Raw genomic sequence first — 21573 nt, 5'->3', positions numbered from 1 at the left:
TCTGTCAGTGGGTGCCGGTCGCGGCGGCCACCAAGGCCGCGGTGTACTGGTGCGACGGGGCGGTGAATACTTCGGCGGAATCGCCCTTTTCGACGACCCTTCCGTCCTGCATGACCATGACGGTGTCGCAGCTTCGTGCCGCGAGCGCCAGATCGTGTGTGATGTGCAGGACCGCAAGATCCTGAGTGCGGGCGAGTTCGGACATCAGATCGACGATCTCGATGCGCAGCGACGCGTCGAGCCCGCTGGTGGGTTCGTCGGCGAGCAGGAGCCGGGGACGAGTGACGAGGGCGCGCGCGAATGCGACGCGCTGGCGTTGCCCGCCCGACAACTCGTGTGGGTAGCGGTCGACGAAATCGGCTGCCGGTGTCAAACGCACCGATTCCAGCGCGTCCAGCGCCGCATCCCGTTGCCCGGACCGGGTACCGATGCGATGGATCACCATCGGCTCGGCGACGATGTTGCCCACCCGCATGCCGGGTGGGAGCGACGCATACGGATCTTGGAAGACCATGTGCATCCCGCGCCGCAGTGCCCGGCCCGTGCGCCTCGAGGCAGTCGCGAGATCGATACCGTCGAAGACGATTCTCCCGGACGTCGGGGGCACGAGGCCGGCGATCGCGCGCGCGACAGTGGATTTCCCGGCACCGGAACCTCCCACGAGCGCAATGGATTCACCGGTCGAAACCAGCAGGTTCACGTCGCTGACCGCGGGCGCCCCGTCGAACGCCACCGACAATGATTCGACCTCGAGCAGGATGCTCATCGGGTGACCTTCTCCCTGAGGGGTTCGAGCCGCGGCGCGGCGTCGACGAGTCGGCGGGTGTACGGATGCTGCGGCTCGGTTGCGATCTGCGCGGCGGTACCCATCTCGACGAGCTCGCCGTCCTTCATCACGGCAATGCGATCGGCGATCCGTTCGATGACCGGGAGGTTGTGCGTGACGATGAGCAGTGCGAGCGAATGGCGCGTGCGCAGATCGTCGAGCAACGCGAGTACTTCGGCCTCGCGGAGCACATCGAGGCCACTGGTCGGTTCGTCGGCGATCACCACGTCCGGTTCGTTGGCCAGGGCCATGGCGATGACCATCCGCTGGCGCATACCGCCGGACAACTGGTGCGGATACGCGTCGGCGCGGTCGGCGCCGAGTCCGACCTGCGTGAGCAGAGCGAGGGTGCGGTCGCGTGCCTCGCGCCGACTGCATGAGCGGTGGACGAGAATCGCCTCGTCGATCTGAGAACCGACTCTCCGCACGGGGTTCAGCGCACTCAACGCTTCTTGCGGGATCAGGGAGATCCGGTTTCCGCGGAGCGTCCGCAGTTCGGTGTTCGACAGGGTGGCGACATCGCGGCCGGAGACGAGGACCCGTCCCGATGCGATCCGGGCGGCGGAAGGAAGAAGTCCGAGCGTCGCGGCGGCAACGGTGGATTTGCCGCTGCCCGATTCACCGACGAGGCCGACGAGTTCGCCGGCTGCGACGGTGAAGGAGACGTTCGTCGCGCCACGACCGTTCTCGCCGTACACGACCGTCAGATCGTCGACGACGAGCGGAGCTGTCGGTGCTTTCACGACCGGTGCCGCACCGGCCGGGAAGGTCTCTGCCGGGCGAGCTTTCCGGCGAAGACGAGCCCGTTCACGGGTGGTGAGAACCGGCCGGGACCGCTCCTCGATCGCATTGCCGAGGAGTGCAAAGCCGAGCACCGTGACCGCGATCGCGATACCGGGTGGCAGAACCCACCATACCCACGCGTCGGTGAGGAAGGCATTGCGCGCGTGGGCCATCGACAGCATCGAGCCCCAACTTGCAGACGAGATGTCGCCGAGTCCGAGGAACGCCAGTGATGCTTCGAGCAGGATTGCTGTCTTGACAGTGAGCACGAACTGCGGGATCACCAGCGGCACGATCGCCGGGATGATATGCCGACGCAACACATACACCGGGCCGGCACCCATGGCACGTTCCGCTTGGATGTAGTCGCGTTCGCGCAGAGTGAGCACCTGGGCGCGCAGTTCCCGGGCCAAGCCCGCCCACAGCACCGCCGAGATCACCATGATCTGCGTGCCGAGGCCGGGGCCCGCGAAGACTCCGATGACGATCGTCAGAGGCAGCACCGGCAACGACAACACCACGTCGACGATGCGCATCAGGACGGTGTCGACCGCGCCGCGCACATACCCGGCGGCAATGCCCACCACGGTGCCGATCGTCGTCGCGACCAGCGCCGCGACCACACCGATGAACAGGGAGATCTGGGCGCCGTGGATGAGCATCGACAGCAGGTCGTGGCCCACGTCGTCGGCGCCGAGCCAGTGGTCTGCGGAAGGTTCGGCGAACGGCCGGGTGACGCGTTCGGTGGGATCGTACGGCGCGAGCCACGGTGCTGTGGCCGCACAGAGGAGAAGTATCCCCAGAATCAGGGTGCCCACGAGTGCGAGGCGTTGCGAGCGGGTCTTCGTTCCGAGAAGCGTCATGCCGGTATCCCTTCCGGTGATCGCGCGTCGCGCTTCTTCGCTGCGGTCCGGTCTTTGCGCACTCGAGGGTCCAGCAGTGGGTAAGTGAGGTCCGCGAGCAGATTCGCCGCGACGATGCCGACGGTGGCGAGCAGGAAAGCGCCCTGCAGAAGCGGGTAGTCACGCGCGGTGACGGCGTCGAAGGTGAGTTTGCCCAGGCCCGGATAGGCGAAGACGGACTCGACGACGACGGCTCCCGACAGCAGCACCCCGACGGTCAGGGTGAGCGTGGTGTACACGGGCAGCAGGGCATTGCGTAGTGCATGCCCGAGCGCGACACGAAGCTCGCCGAGCCCCTTCGCCCGGGCGAGCCGGATGAACGGCTCGTCCAGCACTCCCACCATCGAGGCGCGGGTCATGAGGAAGAACCCGCCGATGCCGGCGATGGTGAGTGTCGCGACGGGAAGCGCCATGCGGGACGCGACCTCGGTGAGCCATTCGAATCCGGTCGCATCGAACGAGGCGGCGCCGTAGGAAGGGAACCAGCCGAGCGTCACCGAGAACACCGCGATGAGGATCATGCCGATCCAGAAGCCGGGCATCGAATCGAGCGCGAGAACCGTGACGACACTCCCGGTTTCCTTCGCGGTGCCGCGGCGCCATGCCGCCCACGTGCCGAGCAGGGATCCGATGACGAACGCGAGGAGTGTCCCGATCCCGACCAGCGCGATCGTCCACGGGAGCTTCTCCCACAGCACATCGAGCACGGGACGATTGTGCTGCACGGACATCCCGAGATCTCCGTGCAGCAGCCCGGACCAGAACGAGACGTACTGTTCGAGGATCGGCCGGTCGAGGCCGTAGTCTGCGCGTATCTGTGCGACGTAAACCGGGTCGAGCGACTGCTGGTCGCCACCGTAGAGGTAGTTGACGGGATCGCCCGGTGCCAGGTGTGGAAGAACGAAGTTCAACGTCACCGCGGCCCACAGCACCAGGGCGTATTGTCCCGCTCGGCGCAGCGCGGTCATCAGTCCTGCGGAGCTTCTGCGTTCGCGGCGTCGACGACGTCGGAGGGCAGGAACGACCACTTGTGGACGATGCCGTAGCCGGGGGTTTCGACCCAGCCGGTGAATCGGTCGGAGCGGAATGCCCAGGTTTCGTCCGGGTAGTACAGGGCGATGGCGGTGGGCTGACGGTTGAACAGCTCCTGCATCTCCTGCATCGCCGCGATGCGCGATTCGTTGGTCTGGGTGGCGCGCCACTTCTCGTACAGCGCATCGAATTCCGGGTATGCGAGATCGGGGTGCTTCCACAGGTTGCCCGAACGGTGCGACATGATGAACTGAGTCGAGTCGGCCACCGCGTGCGGGCTGTTGGTGGTGACGTAGAGGTCGAAGTTCTTGTTCGCAGAGGCATCCGAGAGCGAGCCGGCGTCGAGCGGGCTCACGGCGACGTCGATTCCGACCTCGGCGAAGTCCTCGGCGATCAGTTCGGCGGCGCGGACCATCGGCGCGTCACCGCCGTTGACGATCAACGTGAACGGCGCGTCCTCTCCGGCCGGGTTCTCGCGGGTGCCGTCGCCGTCTGTGTCCTTCCATCCGAGTGAGTCGAGGAGCGCGGTGGCCTGCTCGGGCTCGTATGGGGTGGAGGCGTCGGGGTCGGCGAACGGTGCGTCCGGGTGCACATAGCCCTGGGTGCCGGGTCGGCCCTGGCCCAGGCCGACGATGTCGAGCATCTGGTCGCGGTCGACCGCGAGGTTCAGCGCAGCGCGGAAATCTGCCTGCGCGAAGGGCTCACGCGTGAAGTTCAGTTTGAGCTCGGGGTACTGCAAGGGCGCCACGGTGAGGGTGCCGATGTCGCTCGATGCGGTGAACTGATCGACCAATTCGGGGGTCAGCGCACGGTCGACGGCGTCGACCTGGCCGGAACGCAGCGCGGTGAATGCGGCGGACGAGTCGGAGATCACCGGCATGACCAGTGCGTCGACCGTCGGTGCGCCCGCGAAGTAGTCGGCGTTGGCCTCGAAGCGGTATCCGGTGGTGGGGCTGTAGTCGACGAGCTTGTACGGGCCGGTGCCGATCGGGTAGTCGGTCACCTCTTTCGCCTTCGCCGGGTCGATCGCCGACCAGAAGTGTTCGGGAAGGACGGGGAGGTCGGCGAGCGTGACGGTGCCGAGCTCGGGGCACGCGTAGTCGCACACGAACCGCACCGACGTCGGGCTCGTCGCCTCCACGGTCGAGATCGACGGAGTGTCGTTGACGTGATGTGTGAAGCGTCCGGTCGGGGCAGCGTGCATGAAGTGAAAACTGAAGACGACGTCGTCGGCTGTGAACGCCTCACCGTCGTGCCAGGTGACATCGTCGCGCAGATCGACGTCCCATGTCGTCGCGTCGACCTGTCGTACATCGGTGGCAAGCCACGGCTGTGGATCGGCGACGTACGGTGACGGCGACAGCAGCTTGTCGTAGATGAGCTCGGTCATCTGATCGGTCTGACCGGCGAAGATGTTGCCCGGGCCACTGTCCTTCGCGACGGCGATCGTCAGGGACTCGGCTGTCTCCGGGCGGTCGGCAGTCGTCGACGAGTCGGACGAGCCGCATGCGGCGGCGAACAGCGCGGGAATCAAGACCAGCGCGGGTACGGCGCGGGCACGCCGGTAAGTACGAATCACGAGGAGTCACATTCTGGTCGGGGCCAAGATTGGCTTACCTAAGTTTGGTTAGCGTGACCTTATACCACCGTGGTGGTCGTCGTGTTGAGCGGGCGATGCCGTGGCGTGACCGTGAAAAACACGAATCCCGCGACGACTCGAGGTCATCGCGGGACGAGGGGGATCGGTTCGCCGAGTGTCAGAAGGCGTCGGGGCGTCCCGGGCCGACGTTACGGCTGTTGCGGGTGCGCAGGCTCATCACATAGTCGGACGGAGCTCCGGCGATCTCTGCGGCATCGGCCATGACACCCAGGTAGCGGGCGGACGGAAGCCCACCCTCGTATCCGTCGACGACGTACAGCCACGCCAGAGCGGGGCCGTCGGCTGTGTCGATGCGAACGCGGATCTTACGATGGAAGCCGAGTTCGGCGCCTTCCCAGCGGTCGAGACTGCGCTCGTCGTCTTCCGGCACGTCGTAGAGCACGACGAAGACCTTCGCTGTCGGATCCTCGACGACCGTCGCCAGCGCGCCTTCCCAACCGATGTCGGCGCCGGCAAAGGTCAGTCGCCATCCGTGCAACCAGCCGGTACCGGCCATCGGCGAATGCGGGCAGCGCGTCAGCATCTGCTCCGGATGCATGTTGGACCCGTAGGCGGCGTATATCGGCACGTCCATAAGGCTAACGGTTCGGTCTCGATAGCACCGTGCCGGGCGCCGACTGCAATGACGGAGAGGTCGTCGACGCTGGCGTGGTGTCGCTGCCTCTCCTACCGGTCTCTCTGCGCAGCGCCCTCGTCGTGGCATAGCGTTGTTGCGGGCCGACCGCACACCCCCGCGGACGCCCGAGCTGGGCCCGATACCCTTATTCGGAATCGATACAGAGGAGAACAATGACTCGGATTGTCATCATCGGCGGCGGACCTGCCGGTTACGAGGCGGCGCTCGTGGCAGCGCAGTACGGCGCGTCGGTGTCTCTGATCGATTCGGACGGAATCGGTGGAGCATGCGTTCTCTTCGACTGCGTTCCGTCCAAGACCTTCATCGCGTCGACGGGAATCCGCACCGATATGCGGCGCGCCGCCGACCTGGGAATCGAACTCGAGCGCACCACCGTCTCGCTGCCGCAGGTGCACGCACGTGTGAAGAGCCTTGCGCGTGCCCAGTCGGCCGACATCCGCACGAAGCTCGAGGCTGCGGGCATCACGCTGCTGTCCGGGCACGGTGAGCTGATCGACCCCGAGGTCGGGATGGCTGCGCACAAGGTTCGCGCGAAGCTGTTCACCGGAGACGACAAAGTCCTCGACGCCGATGTGGTGCTCATCGCAACCGGTGCGAGTCCTCGTGTGCTCCCGAACGCCGAACCCGACGGTGAACGCATCCTGACATGGCGTCAGCTCTACGACCTCGACAAGCTCCCCGAGCATCTCGTGGTGGTCGGTTCGGGCGTGACCGGCGCCGAGTTCGTGTCGGCATACACAGAAGTCGGGGTTCAGGTCACCGTGGTCTCGAGCCGCGACCGCATCCTGCCCCACGAGGACGAAGACGCTGCACTCGTGCTCGAGGACGTGCTCACCGAACGTGGCGTCACCCTGGTCAAGCACGCGCGTGCCGATTCGGTGGAAAACACCGAGAACGGCGTTCGGGTGCTTCTCTCGGACGGCCGCATCGTCGAGGGCAGCCACGCCCTCATGACGGTCGGATCTGTCCCGAACACCCAGGGCCTCGGACTCGACAAGGTAGGGCTCGAACTCGACCGGGGCGGCTACCTGCCCGTCGACCGGGTGTCGCGCACATCGGTGTCCGGAATCTATGCCGCAGGCGACTGCACGGGACTGCTGCCGCTCGCCTCGGTCGCTGCGATGCAGGGACGCATCGCGATGTACCACGCACTCGGCGAGGGCGTGAGCCCGATCAAGCTCAAGACAGTGGCGGCGGCGGTGTTCACCCGCCCCGAGATCGCAGCTGTCGGTGTCAGTCAGGCCACCATCGACAAGGGAGAGATCCCCGCTCGCACGGTGATGTTGCCGCTCAACACGAACCCGCGGGCGAAGATGTCGGGGTTGCGCCGCGGCTTCGTCAAGATCTTCTGCCGGCCCGCGACGGGAGTGGTGATCGGCGGTGTGATCGTCGCGCCCAACGCATCCGAACTCATCCTGCCGATCGCGCTGGCGGTGCAGAACAACCTCAACGTGACCGATCTCGCGCAGACCTTCTCGGTGTATCCGTCGCTGAGCGGTTCGGTGACCGAGGCCGCGCGTCAGCTGATGCGACACGACGACCTGGGCTGACCGGCTCACGCGCAGTGAAGGCGCCACGGGCGTCATCTGCACCGAGGCGGCAACTTTCCTCCGGTGCCACGGGTTTCCGCATGTCGACGAACTGAGGAAACCCCGACTATCGGAGGAAAGTTCCGGGCACCGCCGACTGCAGATACAGCGAGCACCCGGGAGTTGACTCTCCCCTCGGGGGAGAGTCGACGGTGGAGGCATGACCACACACAGCATCTTTCCCGTCGTCCCGGTTGCCGACATCCGCCGCAGCCGCGACTTCTACGCAGGACTCCTGGGTCTGGCCGTCGTGTACGACAGCGACTGGTACGTGCAGCTGCACTCACCGAACAGCGAATCCGTGCAGCTCGGGCTCGTCATACGAGGACACGACACGATCCCGGAGGGATTCCGCGGATCGCCCGCGGGAGTACTCGTCTCGGTCGAGGTCGATGACGTCGACACGGTGCATGCGCGTGCCGCGTCGGCGGAGCTGCCCATCGTGCTGAGTCTGCGCAGCGAGGCCTTCGGGCAACGGCACTTCATGACCGTCGACCCCGACGGTCTTCTCGTGGATGTGATCACGGTGATCCCGTACTCCGACGAGACCGTTGCGAGCGGAGCGGTCACCAGTTGACCATGGGTGCATGATCGATCCGATTCGGTGGATGAGCATCGGTGACTTTGCGCGGGCGTGCCGGCTCACCGTGAAAGCCCTGCGCTATTACGACCGCGAGGCGCTGCTGACGCCGGGGCGGGTCGATCCACACACCGGATATCGGTACTACGCGCCGGACCAGCTCGCCACGGCACTGCGGATCGGTCTGCTGCGCCGGGCCGGAGTGTCGATCGCCGCAATCCGGAGCATCGTCGACGACCCGGTGCGCGGCGCGGACGTGCTCGCCGCCGAGCGTGCGCGCATCGAGTCCGAGGCCGAGCGGGTGCTTCGCTCGCTCGCCCTCATCGGGTCGCTGGAAGAGCTTGCCGCAACGGAACTTCCCGTTCGGGTGCGTCGCATCGACGATCAGGTGGTGCTGTGGCGCGAGGGCAGCGCCGACGCGGACGATCTCGACCGCACGGTTGCCGCCTCGATCGAGGTCCTGCTCGCCGAGGCTGCTGCGCTCGGTGTCGACACGGCTGCGCCGGTGCTCGGGCGGTACCCGGTGGTCCTGGAAGGAGCTGTCGACTTCGGGGTGGGGATCGAGGTCGCAGCGGATTTCGGCGCCGGCGCTGTCCTCATGCCCGGCGGACTCTTCGCCGCGGTGGACTTCACCGGACCAGCATCACTCCTGCCCGTCGCCTATCACTCCCTGTTCGCAGACCTTGCTGCTCGCGGGGTCGATGCCGTCGGCCCCGTGCGGGAGTACTACCTCACCGATCCCGCGGAGGTCGGGGCCGAGAACATGCGCACGAGGGTCGTGCATCCCGTGGCCGACCTCGATGGGACGCTGCCGACACCTCCGCAGTAAATCTTATGGTGCGCCTTACAGTAATGACGTAATCTCGGTGACGTCCAGACGAGGATGCCGGGAAGGGTGCCAATGTTTCGACGGGAATTGTCATGGCGGAGACGCGGCATCGATGCGGCTGTCGTCGCGGTATGTTCCGTCCTGCTCCTGAGCGCGTGCGGCGGATCCGATTCCGACAGCGCAGGCAATCCGGCGGAGGCCGGGGAGCCGGTAGCGGGTGGTGTCGCGACCGTCATCCAGATGGGAGAGCCGCGCACCCTCGACCCCGCGGCCATGAGCAACACGTATGCGGGCTCGTCCCTGCTGGGAAATGCGCTGTACGGCACGCTGATGACCACCGATGTCGACACACTCGAGATCGAGTACGGCTTGGCCACAGACTTCTCGAGCGACGACGGCGGTGTCACGATGGTGCTGTCGCTGCGACCCGATGTGACGTTCTCCGACGGCACACCGCTCGACGCCGAGGCCGTGAAGTTCAACTGGGATCGGTTGCGCGACCCCGCTACCGCGTCGGGATCGATCGGTGAAGCATCGCAGATCGCGTCGACCGAGGTACTCGACCGGACGACACTCGAAGTCACGTTGGTTGCACCGAATCCGAACTACGCGCACAGCGTGATCGTCAGTTCGATGAACTGGATCGCGTCCCCGGCTGCGTTGAAGCAGAGCGCGGCGGCGTTCGACGAAAATCCGATCGGTGCCGGCCCTTTCACCCTCACCAACTGGGCAAGGCAGGACGTCATCGAGCTCGAGAAGAACCCGAACTACTGGGATGCACCCCGGCCGTATCTGGACGGACTCACGATCCGCACGTCGGCCGACACGACGCAGCGGCTCAACTCGATCACCACCGGCGCCGTCGACCTTGCCTCGGACAGCAACTGGGGCACCCTCGCGAAGGCCGAGGATGCCGGAACAACTGTCGAGATCGTGCCGATGGGCGGCGGGCAGTATCTCGGCATGAACAACCGTCGTGCTCCCTTCGACGATCCTCGCGCCCGGCGCGCAGTGTCGCTCGCGGTGGATCTGGAGGCGATGAACCTGACCGTCTACAACGGCGAAGGCTTCGTACCCGACACCCTCTTCCTGGAGGATTCGCCGTGGTACTCGGACATCCCGCTCGGCGGCCACGACACGGAAGCTGCACAGCAACTGTTCGATGAGCTGGCGGCCGAGGGGAAGCCGGTGTCGTTCACCTTCACCACGTTCCCGACAGTGGAGAACAAGGCGGTCGCGGAGACCACGCAGGCTCAGCTCGGTGCTTTCGACAACGTCACCGTCGACGTCGAAGTACTCGATTTCCCGGCGGCATTCGCGAGGTTCGGTACGCGCGACTTCGACATGATGGTTCACGGCGTGACCATTCAGGACCCCGATCACTCTCTCTGGTCGAGCTTCCACTCCACGTCGCAGGGAAACATCATCGGGGTGAACGATCCTGAGCTCGACGTAGCCCTCGACGCGGGTCGTGTCGGCACGACGGTGGACGAGCGAAAGGCCGCGTACGACATCGTGCAGGAGCGGCTCGTGGAGCTGAATCAGGGCGCATGGTATGTCCGACCGGCCCCGGCAGCCCTGATCGGAGACGACATCCAGGGAGTCCGGCTGACCGGTCTCGGTGCGCCGATCCCCGACGGCATGTGGCTCACCGGATAGCAGTCCCGGCGCTCATGCCCAGTCTGCGCTCATGCCCAGTCGTAGGTGCGCTCGACCGCCTTGTTCCATGCGGCATAGAGACGCTCCCGCTCGTCCGCGGCCATGGCGGGTTCCCAGCTCTTGTCGGCCGCCCAGTTCCGCCGGATATCGTCTTCGCCGCTCCAGTAGCCGACGGCGAGTCCGGCGGCATAGGCCGCGCCGAGCGCAGTGGTCTCCGGCACGACCGGCCGCACCACCGGCACGTCGAGCATGTCGGACTGGAACTGCATGAGCAGTTCGTTCGCGACCATCCCTCCGTCCACCTTGAGGGTGCTCAGATCGACGTGGGAGTCGGCGCGCATCGCTTCGAGCACCTCGCGCGTCTGGAACGCCGTGGCCTCGAGGGCGGCCCGGGCCAGATGGCGTTTGTCCACGAACCGAGTGAGGCCCACAATCACTCCGCGCGCATCCGGCCGCCATCGCGGGGCGAACAGACCGGAGAACGCCGGAACGATGTAGGCACCGCCGTTGTCGGGCACCGCCGACGCGAGCGTCTCGATCTCCGCAGCGGAGTCGATGATGCCGAGATTGTCGCGTAACCACTGCACAAGTGATCCGGTCACCGCGATCGACCCTTCGAGGGCATAGACGGCGTCGGCATCACCGATGCGATAACACACAGTGGTGAGCAGGCCATGAGTGCTGTGCACCGGCGTCGTACCGGTATTGAGGAGCAGGAAATTGCCTGTGCCGTAGGTGTTCTTGGCCTCGCCGGGTGACAGGCACGCCTGCCCGAATGTCGCGGCCTGCTGGTCGCCGAGAATACCGGCGACGGGTACACCCGCGAGCGGTCCGCGCTCGCGCGCATGCCCGTACACCTCCGACGAACTGCGGATCTCCGGCAGCATCGACATCGGAATACCGAAGTCTTCACAGATCTGCGGATCCCACTGCAACGTCTCGAGATCCATCAGCATCGTGCGCGACGCATTGGTCACGTCCGTGATGTGGACGCCCGGCGGGTTGCCGTCCTGTCCGCACCCGCCGGTGAGGTGCCACAGGATCCAGGTGTCGACCGTGCCGAACACGAGCCGCCCGGATTCGGCCTTCTCCCGAGCTCCGTCGACATTGTCGAGGATCCACCGGACCTTCGGCCCGGAGAAGTAGGTGGACAACGGCAACCCCGTAGTCGTGCGATACCGGTCGGGACCGGCGTCGCCGGCGAGTTCCTCCACCAGCCGATCCGTGCGCGTGTCCTGCCACACGATGGCGTTGTACACCGGAACACCGGTCGTGCGGTCCCACACGATCGTCGTCTCGCGCTGATTGGTGATACCGATCGCCGCGATGTCTTTCCTGCGTAGATCAGCCTTCGCGAGGGCGGCGGCCCCCACCTCGCGGGTGTTGAGCCACAATTCCTCGGGATCGTGTTCGACCCAGCCCGCCTGCGGGAAGACCTGCCGATGTTCCTTCTGGGCAACCGAGACGACGCGCCCGTCGTGGTCGAAGATGATGCATCGACTGGAGGTGGTGCCCTGGTCGATCGCGGCGATGTACTGGTTCACGGTGTCGTACGGACTCACAAGGATCCTCGAGGTCTCGGAAAGTGTTCACTGGCACAGCACTGTTGTTCGCACTGGCACAGCACTGTGCGGTCGAACCTACTAGCGTTGTGCGGGACATGTCGGCGACTGAGGGAGCGGTTCGGTGACCAACCAATCAGGTGTGCAGATTCTCGGTCCGCAGCAGCGCAAGGAAGCGTGGCGACGCCTCGGCGACGAGCAGTTCGACGTCGTGGTGATCGGTGGTGGTGTCGTGGGTGCAGGGACTGCCCTCGATGCCGCGACCCGAGGTCTGCGAGTTGCGCTCGTCGAGGCCCGGGACTTCGCGTCGGGTACATCGAGTCGGTCGTCGAAGATGTTCCACGGTGGTCTGCGCTATCTCGAACAGCTCGAATTCGGGCTTGTGCGTGAAGCGCTGCGTGAACGCGAACTGTCGTTGTCGACGCTCGCGCCGCACCTCGTCAAACCGTTGAAGTTCCTGTTCCCGCTCACGCATCGAGGGTGGGAGCGGCCGTACATGGCAGCCGGGATGTTCCTCTACGACCGGATGGGTGGAGCGAAAACCGTTCCCGCGCAGAAACATCTGACCCGCGCGGGTGCGCTGCGGATGGCGCCGGGACTCAAGCGCAACTCGCTCGTCGGCGGGATCCGATACTACGACACAGTCGTCGACGATGCTCGCCACACCATGACGGTCGCGCGGACAGCTGCCCAGTACGGCGCGGTCGTGCGAACCTCGACCCAGGTCGTCGGGTTCCTCCGTGAAGCCGACCGGGTGTCGGGTGTGCGGGTGCGCGACAGCGAGGACGGTTCCGTCACCGAAGTACGCGCCCACGTGGTCATCAATGCAACCGGAGTGTGGACCGACGAAATTCAGGCGCTGTCGCATCAACGCGGTCGGTTCCGGGTCCGGGCGTCGAAAGGCGTGCACATCGTGGTCCCGCGCGACCGGATCGTGAGCGACTCCGCGATCATCCTGCGCACCGAGAAGTCGGTCCTGTTCGTCATCCCATGGGGAAACCACTGGATCATCGGCACCACCGACACCGACTGGAACCTCGATCTGGCACACCCCGCCGCGACGAAGGCCGACATCGACTACATCCTCGACCGCGTCAACAGCGCGCTCGTCGTGCCGATCACCCACGACGACATCGACGGGGTCTACGCGGGTCTTCGCCCGCTGCTGGCGGGGGAGAGCGACGAGACATCGAAACTCTCGCGCGAACACGCGGTGGCGCGGGTCTCGCCCGGGCTGGTCGCGATCGCAGGCGGCAAGTACACGACCTACCGGGTGATGGCCGAGGACGCGGTCGATCTGGCCGCCGAGGACATTCCGTCCCGCATCGCACCGTCGATCACCGAGAAGGTGCCACTCCTCGGCGCCGACGGGTACTTCGCCCTGGTCAATCAGACGATGCACCTCGCCGAGCAATACGGGCTCCACCCGTACCGCGTCAAGCACCTCCTCGACCGGTACGGCTCACTCATCGACGACGTACTCGCGTGCGCAGAGGGCAGGCCCGAACTGCTCGAACCGATCACCGATGCTCCGCTGTATCTCCAAGTGGAGGCCATCTACGCGGCTGCCGCCGAAGGCGCGCTGCACCTCGAGGACATCCTCGCCCGCCGTACCCGGATCTCGATCGAGTATCCGCACCGGGGCATGCACTGCGCCGAGCAGGTCGCGCACCTGGTGGCACCGGTACTCGGCTGGGATGCTGCGGCGATCGATCGGGAGGTCGAGACCTATCGGGCCCGGGTCGAGGCCGAGATCGATTCGCAGAGCCGGTTGGACGACGAATCCGCGGATGCCCTGCGTGCCGCGGCTCCGGAAGCACGTGCAGAGATTCTCGAACCTGTGCCCGTGAAGTGATCAGTGCCCGTGAAGTGATCAGTGCGTCAGAAGTACCTTGATCGCGACGATCGTTGCTCCGATCAGGGTCAGAGCGGCTGCGGTCATCAACAGTCGAGTGCTGGGACGCTCACCGTTGAGCCGTCCGATCACGAATGCGATACCACCGATCCGCACCAGCACCGCGAGCTCCGCGAGCAACTGGGCGGTGCGCGGCTCGATCCAGCCGAGCCACCCGATCGCGAGAACGACGCACGGGACCACCGCGGAGGTGAGGATCGGCACCGAGTCGCGCACCTCGGCGCGTCGTTCGGCGGTGGAGAGGCGGCTTCCCCTCCGGACACTGTGCCCCACCGATTCCGCGAAAGCGTGCGCCACGAACGTCGACAGGGCGGTACCGAGGACGATTGCGATTCCGACGTAGGTAGGCGTCGTGACAATCGGGATCAGGGCTGCCAGCACCAGGACGTTGCCGTACACGTACGCGCTGATGCGGCTCGCCGCGTTGGTTCGGTCGAGCGGCGCGTCTCTGGAGAACAACGGCCCGTGGAGAAACGCGTGGGCGTCGAGTCGCATAACGACAAGCGTCGCATGCGCCGCCGAAAATCTCAGCGTTTAGAAATGTCAGCGTTGTCCCGAAAGGTCCGGGCTGTAGTGGACCGGTGAGTCGCGACGGTCGACCGGAGGTAGATTCCGGGCCGGGGTGTGCACGAGTGGGGTGTCCGGAGTGATGCGGCCGGACACGCGATCCCAGCCTGCGCGGGCACGCGGATGGTAGCGGTACCGCCAGGGCACGAGCCGGTTCCCGAGGCCGATGGCACGCCCGACCACTCGGTGGAGTTTCTCCTCGCGTGAGCTCCAGCTGTATCCGAGTAGGTCGCGCACGGGCTGGTCGTAAAGGCCCACGGTGAGCCAGATGAATCCTCGGGTGACACGTGGGCGCACGATCTTCCACGCCGGTTCGGGGAACCAGCGCATGAACGGTGGCCGGTCGAGTTGCGACAGGTCGAGCACGTCGCGGGTGGCCTTGTTGTCTTCGAGGACGTTGCGGCACATGTCGTCCCAGTACTCGACGAACGCCTCCCACGATTCGGGGACGGACTTCATCGACATGCCGTAGAGGCGGTACCACTGGACGTGTTCGTCGAACAGCCGATGCCTCTGCTCGGCGGTGAGCGGACCCTCGAACCACTCGATGGAGATCACGAGACTGTAGAAGAATGTTGCGTGAGCCCAGTAGAACGTGTCGGGGTCGAGCGCGTGGTACTTGCGGCCCAACTTGTCGACACCCTTGATCGTGTTGTGGTAGCCGCGCACCTGCCTGGCAGTCTCCGGTGCGCGTTCGCCGTCGAACACGACCCCGTAGATCGGGTACAGCGACCGGTAGAGCCGTTCGAATCGCTCGTCGAAGAACTGCGAGTGATCCTCGACGCCGGCACCGAGACCCGGGTGCATGTTCTGCATCGACCCTGCCCACGGGCCGAACAGCATGCCCCGCCACCCACCAAAGTATTTCCAGGTCAGGGAATCGGGCCCGAGTGGTCGGGGCTCGATCTCGGGCGTGGTGGGGCCGGCGTCCTGCGAAGATCTCTGACTACGCATGTTGTCAGAGTAGGATCCGGTGGACACGCAGTCAACGACGGGAATCGCACACGGTGGACACCACGCGCCGAAGCTGGGCGGGAATCGGCCTCGACGAACGCCGGCGTGTCCGCAGGGAACGTCTCCTCGACGCGGGGATCGGCCTCATCGGCGCACCCGACGGATCCGCCGCGAACGTGCGCGCGGTGTGCCGGGTCGCCGAACTCACCGAACGCTACTTCTACGAGAGCTTCACCGACCGCGACGCCTTCGTACGAGAGGTCTACGCACTCGTCGGTGAACGGGCACGCGACACGCTTGTCGAGGCGGTGGCCTCAGCGGAGCACACGCACCGGGCGGAAGCGGCGGTCCGTGCGTTCGTGGCCCTGATGGTGGACGAACCGGCGATGGGTCGTGTGCTTCTGCTCGCGCCGCTGCGCGAACCTGTGATCAGCGGGCGAGGAGTCGAACTCGCGCCGGTGTTCGTGGCACTCGTCAGCGCCGAGCTCACCGAGATCGGCGACGACGCGGTGCGCAACATGGTGGCCGTGGGGCTCGTGGGTTCCTTGACCAGCCTGTTCATGGGGTATCTCGACGGCGCGATCACCGTCCCTCGGGAGACCTTCGTGCAACACTGTGTGGCGCTCCTCGAGCGTGCCGGTCGCGACGCTCAACGCTGACACGCCCTGCAGCGATAGATCACCCGCTCGAGGTCGGAGGGGCCTGCGAGTGATCCCGACTCGACGGGACGTGCACAGCGCAGGCACGGCTTGCCGCGACGGCCGTATACCCACAGTCGGCGACCGTGTCGCGGATCGCCGGTCGTCACCCTCGCAGTCCTGTTCCGGTTGGCGTACAACACGCGGTGCGCGAGTTCGGCCCACGCGGTCGGATCGCCTGCCTCTCGTACCGATGTCGCGGGGTCGACGCCACGCAGGAAGCACAGTTCACTGCGGTAGACGTTGCCCACGCCGGCCATGATGCGCTGGTCGAGCAGTGCGAGACCGATGGGACGGTTCGGCTCGCGCGCGAGGTTGTCTGCCGCGAGCGCCGAATCCCAGTCGGGTCCGAGCAGATCCGGGCCGAGGTGCCCGACTGCCTCGGCTTCGTCCTCGCGCGGGAGCACCTCGACGATGCCGAGGTCGAACCCCACCGCCTGCACCTGCTCGGTACCGATCACGACGCGCGCCTTGAAACCGGGTTTGCGCCAGCGTGTTCCACGCTCGTATACGTGCCACTGCCCGTCCATCATCAGGTGTGAGTGAAAAGTGCGCTGCGGCAGGCGAACCAGAATATGCTTGCCGCGCGCGACGACTTCCTCGACGGTGTCGCCGGTCAGGTCGGTCGTCGCGTAGCGGGGCACACGGAAGTCGCTCTCGGTCAGAATGTTTCCGGCCAGTGCTGCGTGCAGCCGTGCGGCCGCCTGGAATACCGTGTCTCCTTCGGGCACGTCAGGACCTCAACCGGTATCCGCGTGGTGTTGCGGAGAACCCGGCCTCACCGAGAAGTTCCGCGAGAGCGTGACCGTGAATCGAGGCGCCGTCGATCTTCTCGACGACGATCTTGTCGACACCGCCGTTCTTGACGGTGTGGGCGAGCGACGCGAATGCGGTGCGGAGGCGGCCGGGATCGTCGGTGAAGGTGAGCAGGGTTCGTCCGCCCCGCTCGACGAACACCACGAGGCTGCCGTCGACCAACACCACGAGACCTCCTGCCTTCCGTCCCGGCCGATGCTTCGATGTGCTCTCGGCGTCTGCCGCCGCTTTCGGCCAGGGGAGTGCGGCACCGTACGGGTTGGCGGGATCGCACGCGGCGAGCGTCACGGCTTCGGTACGGGTGTGCCGACCCTCGAGAGAATCGGAGAACGAGCGCAGCCGATCCACTACATCGGGGGTCGAGAACTGGGCGCCGCCGAGTGAATCGACGAAATATCCTCGTCGGCAACGGCCCGTCTCCTCGAAGCGGCTGAGCACCTTGTACATGAGTGCGAAACCCCCCGGAACGGCTTCGCCCGTCACGGAGCCGCGGGTCACCACTCCGTATCGTTCGAGGAACAGCTCTGCCGTCGTGTGTGCGCGCACCGTCGGATCGGTCTCACGTTCGGGCAGCAGCGACCACCGGCCGGCGACCGTGGGAGGCCCGGTCAGCGACGGAACTGAAGGACGCCCCCGATACATGCGGGCGCGGGGAGCTCTGCGCGGCGTGCGGTGTGCAGGTGTGGCACGGGATGTGTCGCCGATGAGGGCACGCAGCGGTGCGAGAGTGTCGCCGGCAATGTGCCCACTCCACACCAGATCCCATATTGCCGCAGTCAGCGCCGTATCGGTGGCCTCCGGTTGGATGGCTTTCACTGCGTCTCCGAGCTGCCGGAAGAAGTATGCACCTCCGCCTGAGAGCGACTCCCGGATCGCCTCATGGATCCCGGTCGTTTCGATGTCCTCGGCAGGAGCGAGTGTGGCAGAGGCGAGGTCGGCGGGATGCAGTGTGATCCAGCCGTCCTTCCCCGAGATCGAGCCGGCACCGGACCAGACGATCTCACCGTTCGAGGTCAACTCGTCGAGCATCGCGGGCGAGTAGTCGCGCACTCGCGGGGCGAGGATCAGCGGTTCGAGGGCGCTCGCGGGGACGGGGACACCCGCGATCTGCTCGACGACCGCCGCGACACCGTCGAGCCCGTAGAGCGCGCTCGCACCCGGACCACGGCCGAGATGATGCCAGTCGGGCAGGAACCGGCCGAGGGTAGCGGTGCTCACCGGCTCGACCTCGTGCCGTGCCGCGGCCAGCGAGCGGCGACGCAGGCGGCGCAGGACTTCGGTGTCGCACCACTCGGGCCCGGTCGAGCCGGGACGGAACTCACCCGAGGTGACACGTTTGTCGTCGGCCAACCGCTGCAGAACGGACTCGACGACGGCCGTACCCAGACCGAACCGGGCTCCGACCGCCGCAGTGGTGAACGGGCCGTGTGTCCGGGCATGACGGGCGACGAGGTCGCCGAGTGGATCCTCGACAGGTTCGACGAACGCGGTGGGCACGCCGATCGGCAAGGGTACCCCGAGTGCGTCGCGAAGGCGCGACGCATCTTCGATTGCCGCCCACCATCTCTCACCCGCATACGACACCTGCAGCACGCGGCGCTGCGCAGACAGTTCCGCGAGCCACGGACCTGGCTCGTCTGTGCTGCGCTCGCGCAGTTCGGCGTCCGTCGAAGGCCCCAGCAGACGCACCAGATCCGCGATGCCCTCCGCGTCGCGAGCGCGCCGCTCGGGCACCAGGCGTTGCAATTCGAGTTCGGCCTCGTCGATCACGTCTGCGTCGAGCAGTTCGCGCAGCTCCACCCGGCCCAGCAACTCGGCGAGCAACGTCGAATCCAGCGAGAGCGCCGCCGCGCGCCGCTCGGCGAGAGGACTGTCGCCCTCGTAGAGGAACGCGCCGACGTAGTCGAAGAGCAACGAGTTCGCGAACGGCGACGCCGTTGCCGTCTCGACCTCGACGAGACGGATCTGCCGTCTCCCGAGGCGGCCCAGAAGCTCACGCAGAGCGGGCAGGTCGTAGACATCCTGCAGGCATTCGCGCACCGTCTCGAGCAGGATCGGGAAACTCGGGTACCGACGGGCCACGTCGAGCAGTTGCGCGGAACGCTGACGCTGCTGCCACAGCGGCGCCCGCTTCCCGGGGTTTCGCCGCGGCAGCAGCAACGCGCGCGCTGCACATTCACGGAACCGGGATGCGAACAGGGACGAGCCACCCACCTGCTCGGTGACCAGATCCTCGATCTCGTCGTCGTCGAAGACGAAGATGTCGGCGCCCGGTGGGTCGTCCTCGGTGTCGGGCAGCCGGACGATGATGCCGTCGTCGGACGGCGACGGATGCGCCTCGACACCGAACCGGTCGAGCAGGCGTGCCCCGACCGCGAGCGCCCACGGTGCGTGGACGCGCAGACCGAACGGTGAATGCAGTACGAGACGCCAATCGCCCAGCTCGTCGCGGAACCGCTCGACGACGAGAGTGCGGTCGGTGGGGAGATGGCCGGTGGCGGTGCGTTGCTCATCGAGAAGGCCGATCAGATTCGCGGTCGCGTAGTCGTCGAGCCCGCCGGCCCGGCATCGCGCGTCGGCATCGTCGGGCGCTGCGTGACCGAGTTCGCGGATGAACGCGCCGAGCGCCGCACCGAGTTCGGCGGGGCGGCCCTGGTTGTCGCCGTGCCAGAACGGGAGCCGCCCGGCACGGCCGAAAGCAGGGGAGACGAGCACTCGATCGAACGTGATCTCTTCGATCCGCCAGCTGGTCGCGCCGAGGGCGAACACGTCGCCGACCCGCGACTCGTAGACCATCTCCTCGTCGAGTTCTCCCACACGGGTGTTCTTCTCGCCCACCATGTACACGGTGAACAGACCGCGGTCCGGGATGGTGCCGCCCGAGGTGACGGCGAGGCGTTGCGCGCCCGGCCGGCCCGTCAGGGTGCCGTCGGTGCGGTCCCACACCACGCGGGGACGCAGTTCGGCGAACTCGTCGGACGGATAACGGCCGGAGAGCAGATCGAGCACAGATTCGAAGACGCCCCGCGACAGCGTCGCGAACGACCCGCTCCGCCGGACGGTGTCGAACCAGTCATCGACCGCGATCGGTTCGAGCGCGGCCGCCGCCACCGTCTGCTGCGCGAGCACATCGAGGGGATTCGCAGGGACCTGAAGGGCCTCGATGTGCCCGGCGACCATCCGCTCCACGGTGACGGCGCAATGGATCAGGTCGGTGCGGTGCTTGGGGAACAGCACCCCGCGTGAGGTCTCACCGACCTGATGCCCCGCCCTGCCCACTCGCTGCAACCCGCTCGCCACCGACGGCGGTGCCTCGACCTGGATGACGAGATCCACCGCGCCCATGTCGATACCGAGTTCGAGACTCGACGTCGCCACGACGCAACGCAGCCGACCGGACTTCAGGTCGTCCTCGATGAGAGCTCGCTGGTCTTTGCTCACCGAACCGTGGTGGGCGCGTGCGAGAACGGGCTCGGCTCCGTAGGTCACCTCGGTCGATGCACCCAGCAGCGCGGGCGGCGCGACCTCCCGGTCGACGGTACTGCCGGTGCGTTCGGCGTAGATCTCGTTGAGCCGTCCGGTCAATCGTTCGGACAGTCGTCGCGAATTCGCGAACACGATCGTCGAGCGGTGGGCGGTGACGAGATCGACGATCTGTTCCTCGACGTGCGGCCAGATCGACCCGGCCTGGGGAGTGGGCGATTCAGAGTCCTCATTCGGATGCGACACTCCGAGCTCGGTCATGTCCTCGACCGGAACCTGGACGGTGAGGTCCCAGGTCTTGGCCGCGGGCGGGGCCACGATCCGGATGGGTTCGCCACCGACGAGGAACCTGCCCACCTCCTCGCGGGGACGCACGGTGGCGGACAGCCCGATCCGCTGTGCGGGCTTCGGCAGCAGCAGATCGAGACGCTCGAGCGACAGCGCGAGGTGCGCGCCGCGTTTGGTTCCGGCGACAGCGTGCACCTCGTCGACGATCACCGATTCGACACCGGAGAGGGTCTCGCGTGCGGCCGATGTGAGCATGAGGAACAGCGACTCGGGGGTCGTGATGAGAATGTCGGGGGGAGTGCGGGCAAGCTTGCGGCGGTCGGCCTGCGAGGTGTCGCCGGAGCGGACACCCACGGTGATCGCGGGCGGCGTCAGGCCCAGCCGCTTCGCGGTCTGGGTGATGCCCACGAGCGGAGAGCGCAGGTTGCGTTCGACGTCGACCCCGAGTGCCTTGAGCGGCGAGATATAGAGGACTCGCGTGCGGTGTTCGTGCGGCGCCCCGGTAGTCGCCGGATCTGCTGTCTCTGGGGCGACTGTCTCGGGGGCGGCTGTCTCGGGAGGGGAGGCGAGCCGGTCGAGCGACCACAGGAACGCCGACAGCGTCTTTCCTGAACCGGTGGGGGCGACGACGAGGGTGTGCGCACCCGACGAGATCGCGTCCCACGCACCGAGCTGGGCGGGTGTGGGTGCTTCGAACGCACCGGTGAACCACTCCCGGGTGGGAGCCGAGAAGCGGGCGAGGACGTCGGTCACCACTCCATGGTGCACCCGCCGTCCGACAGGTTTGTGGCTC

16 protein-coding genes are annotated in these 21573 nt (G+C 66.5%); 6 read left to right on the top strand and 10 right to left on the bottom strand.

Annotated elements, in window-relative coordinates:
• Positions 1 to 4 precede the first annotated feature (4 nt).
• The 5 genes from ACFWB0_RS12725 to ACFWB0_RS12705 all read right to left on the bottom strand — a co-directional run bounded on the left by ACFWB0_RS12725 (position 5) and on the right by ACFWB0_RS12705 (position 5771).
• A complete protein-coding gene (locus ACFWB0_RS12725; RefSeq protein ID WP_378490798.1) occupies positions 5 to 766 on the bottom strand; it encodes an ABC transporter ATP-binding protein in 762 nt (253 codons plus the stop codon).
• Positions 763 to 2472, bottom strand: coding sequence for a dipeptide/oligopeptide/nickel ABC transporter permease/ATP-binding protein (locus ACFWB0_RS12720; protein WP_378490797.1), 1710 nt, complete (start codon positions 2470 to 2472; stop codon positions 763 to 765). The genes ACFWB0_RS12725 and ACFWB0_RS12720 overlap by 4 nt, the downstream gene beginning before the upstream one ends.
• Positions 2469 to 3479: an ABC transporter permease gene (locus ACFWB0_RS12715; RefSeq protein ID WP_378490796.1), complete on the bottom strand. Its 1011-nt coding sequence runs from the start codon at positions 3477 to 3479 to the stop codon at positions 2469 to 2471. Before ACFWB0_RS12715 ends, ACFWB0_RS12720 begins: the two co-directional genes overlap by 4 nt.
• The gene (locus ACFWB0_RS12710) at positions 3479 to 5122 is read right to left on the bottom strand and encodes an ABC transporter substrate-binding protein (protein ID WP_378490795.1); all 1644 of its coding nucleotides are present in this window, start codon (positions 5120 to 5122) and stop codon (positions 3479 to 3481) included. The genes ACFWB0_RS12715 and ACFWB0_RS12710 overlap by 1 nt, the downstream gene beginning before the upstream one ends.
• A 178-nt stretch (positions 5123 to 5300) precedes the next feature.
• The gene (locus ACFWB0_RS12705) at positions 5301 to 5771 is read right to left on the bottom strand and encodes a gamma-glutamylcyclotransferase (RefSeq protein WP_378490859.1); all 471 of its coding nucleotides are present in this window, start codon (positions 5769 to 5771) and stop codon (positions 5301 to 5303) included.
• Between the two features lie 221 nt (positions 5772 to 5992).
• Here ACFWB0_RS12705 and ACFWB0_RS12700 point away from each other — a divergent pair, with 221 nt between their 5' ends.
• The 4 genes from ACFWB0_RS12700 to ACFWB0_RS12685 all read left to right on the top strand — a co-directional run bounded on the left by ACFWB0_RS12700 (position 5993) and on the right by ACFWB0_RS12685 (position 10497).
• Complete coding sequence (locus ACFWB0_RS12700) at positions 5993 to 7390, top strand: NAD(P)H-quinone dehydrogenase (RefSeq protein ID WP_378490794.1); 1398 nt, start codon at positions 5993 to 5995, stop codon at positions 7388 to 7390.
• Positions 7391 to 7589: 199 nt separating this feature from the next.
• Complete coding sequence (locus ACFWB0_RS12695; RefSeq protein WP_378490793.1) at positions 7590 to 8006, top strand: VOC family protein; 417 nt, start codon at positions 7590 to 7592, stop codon at positions 8004 to 8006.
• A gap of 10 nt (positions 8007 to 8016) precedes the next feature.
• Positions 8017 to 8838: a MerR family transcriptional regulator gene (locus ACFWB0_RS12690; protein ID WP_378490792.1), complete on the top strand. Its 822-nt coding sequence runs from the start codon at positions 8017 to 8019 to the stop codon at positions 8836 to 8838.
• A gap of 72 nt (positions 8839 to 8910) precedes the next feature.
• Positions 8911 to 10497, top strand: coding sequence for an ABC transporter substrate-binding protein (locus ACFWB0_RS12685; RefSeq protein ID WP_378490791.1), 1587 nt, complete (start codon positions 8911 to 8913; stop codon positions 10495 to 10497).
• A 29-nt stretch (positions 10498 to 10526) separates the two neighbouring features.
• Here ACFWB0_RS12685 and glpK read toward each other — a convergent pair whose 3' ends face one another.
• Positions 10527 to 12041: a glycerol kinase GlpK gene (gene glpK, locus ACFWB0_RS12680; protein ID WP_378490858.1), complete on the bottom strand. Its 1515-nt coding sequence runs from the start codon at positions 12039 to 12041 to the stop codon at positions 10527 to 10529.
• A 142-nt stretch (positions 12042 to 12183) separates the two neighbouring features.
• Here glpK and glpD point away from each other — a divergent pair, with 142 nt between their 5' ends.
• Entirely contained in the window at positions 12184 to 13914 is a 1731-nt protein-coding gene (gene glpD, locus ACFWB0_RS12675; protein ID WP_378490790.1) for a glycerol-3-phosphate dehydrogenase, read from the top strand.
• An 18-nt stretch (positions 13915 to 13932) separates the two neighbouring features.
• On the opposite strand, the gene ACFWB0_RS12670 is transcribed toward glpD, so the two are convergent.
• Positions 13933 to 14469 (bottom strand): hypothetical protein, encoded by a 537-nt coding sequence (locus ACFWB0_RS12670; protein WP_378490789.1) that lies wholly within the window; start codon positions 14467 to 14469, stop codon positions 13933 to 13935.
• Between the two features lie 48 nt (positions 14470 to 14517).
• Positions 14518 to 15495, bottom strand: a complete 978-nt coding sequence (locus ACFWB0_RS12665) for an oxygenase MpaB family protein (protein WP_378490788.1) — start codon at positions 15493 to 15495, stop codon at positions 14518 to 14520.
• Between the two features lie 83 nt (positions 15496 to 15578).
• Between ACFWB0_RS12665 and ACFWB0_RS12660 the strand changes: the two genes are divergently transcribed.
• Positions 15579 to 16154 carry a TetR/AcrR family transcriptional regulator gene (locus ACFWB0_RS12660; RefSeq protein ID WP_378490857.1) on the top strand — a complete coding sequence of 192 codons (576 nt, stop codon included), beginning with the start codon at positions 15579 to 15581 and terminating at the stop codon, positions 16152 to 16154.
• On the opposite strand, the gene ACFWB0_RS12655 is transcribed toward ACFWB0_RS12660, so the two are convergent.
• Both ACFWB0_RS12655 and ACFWB0_RS12650 read right to left on the bottom strand, forming a co-directional pair.
• A complete protein-coding gene (locus tag ACFWB0_RS12655; protein ID WP_378490787.1) occupies positions 16145 to 16924 on the bottom strand; it encodes a DNA-formamidopyrimidine glycosylase family protein in 780 nt (259 codons plus the stop codon). The genes ACFWB0_RS12660 and ACFWB0_RS12655 overlap by 10 nt on opposite strands.
• Position 16925: 1 nt before the next feature.
• Entirely contained in the window at positions 16926 to 21533 is a 4608-nt protein-coding gene (locus ACFWB0_RS12650; RefSeq protein WP_378490786.1) for an ATP-dependent helicase, read from the bottom strand.
• Positions 21534 to 21573 lie beyond the last annotated feature (40 nt).

The organism is Rhodococcus sp. NPDC060086 (genome assembly GCF_042730275.1).
In the GTDB taxonomy this organism is placed as follows: domain Bacteria; phylum Actinomycetota; class Actinomycetes; order Mycobacteriales; family Mycobacteriaceae; genus Rhodococcus.
The sequence above is the reverse complement of the archived record's forward strand: the minus strand, read 5'-3'. Positions and strand labels throughout refer to the sequence as shown.

Bases quoted from the DNA above. Each gene is read 5' to 3' on its own strand.
- ACFWB0_RS12725 (WP_378490798.1), bottom strand. From the start codon at position 766: ATGAGCATCCTGCTCGAGGTCGAATCATTGTCGGTGGCGTTCGACGGG.
- ACFWB0_RS12720 (WP_378490797.1), bottom strand. From the start codon at position 2,472: ATGACGCTTCTCGGAACGAAGACCCGCTCGCAACGCCTCGCACTCGTG.
- ACFWB0_RS12715 (WP_378490796.1), bottom strand. From the start codon at position 3,479: ATGACCGCGCTGCGCCGAGCGGGACAATACGCCCTGGTGCTGTGGGCC.
- ACFWB0_RS12700 (WP_378490794.1), top strand. From the start codon at position 5,993: ATGACTCGGATTGTCATCATCGGCGGCGGACCTGCCGGTTACGAGGCG.
- ACFWB0_RS12695 (WP_378490793.1), top strand. From the start codon at position 7,590: ATGACCACACACAGCATCTTTCCCGTCGTCCCGGTTGCCGACATCCGC.
- ACFWB0_RS12690 (WP_378490792.1), top strand. From the start codon at position 8,017: ATGATCGATCCGATTCGGTGGATGAGCATCGGTGACTTTGCGCGGGCG.
- ACFWB0_RS12685 (WP_378490791.1), top strand. From the start codon at position 8,911: ATGTTTCGACGGGAATTGTCATGGCGGAGACGCGGCATCGATGCGGCT.
- ACFWB0_RS12670 (WP_378490789.1), bottom strand. From the start codon at position 14,469: ATGCGACTCGACGCCCACGCGTTTCTCCACGGGCCGTTGTTCTCCAGA.
- ACFWB0_RS12665 (WP_378490788.1), bottom strand. From the start codon at position 15,495: ATGCGTAGTCAGAGATCTTCGCAGGACGCCGGCCCCACCACGCCCGAG.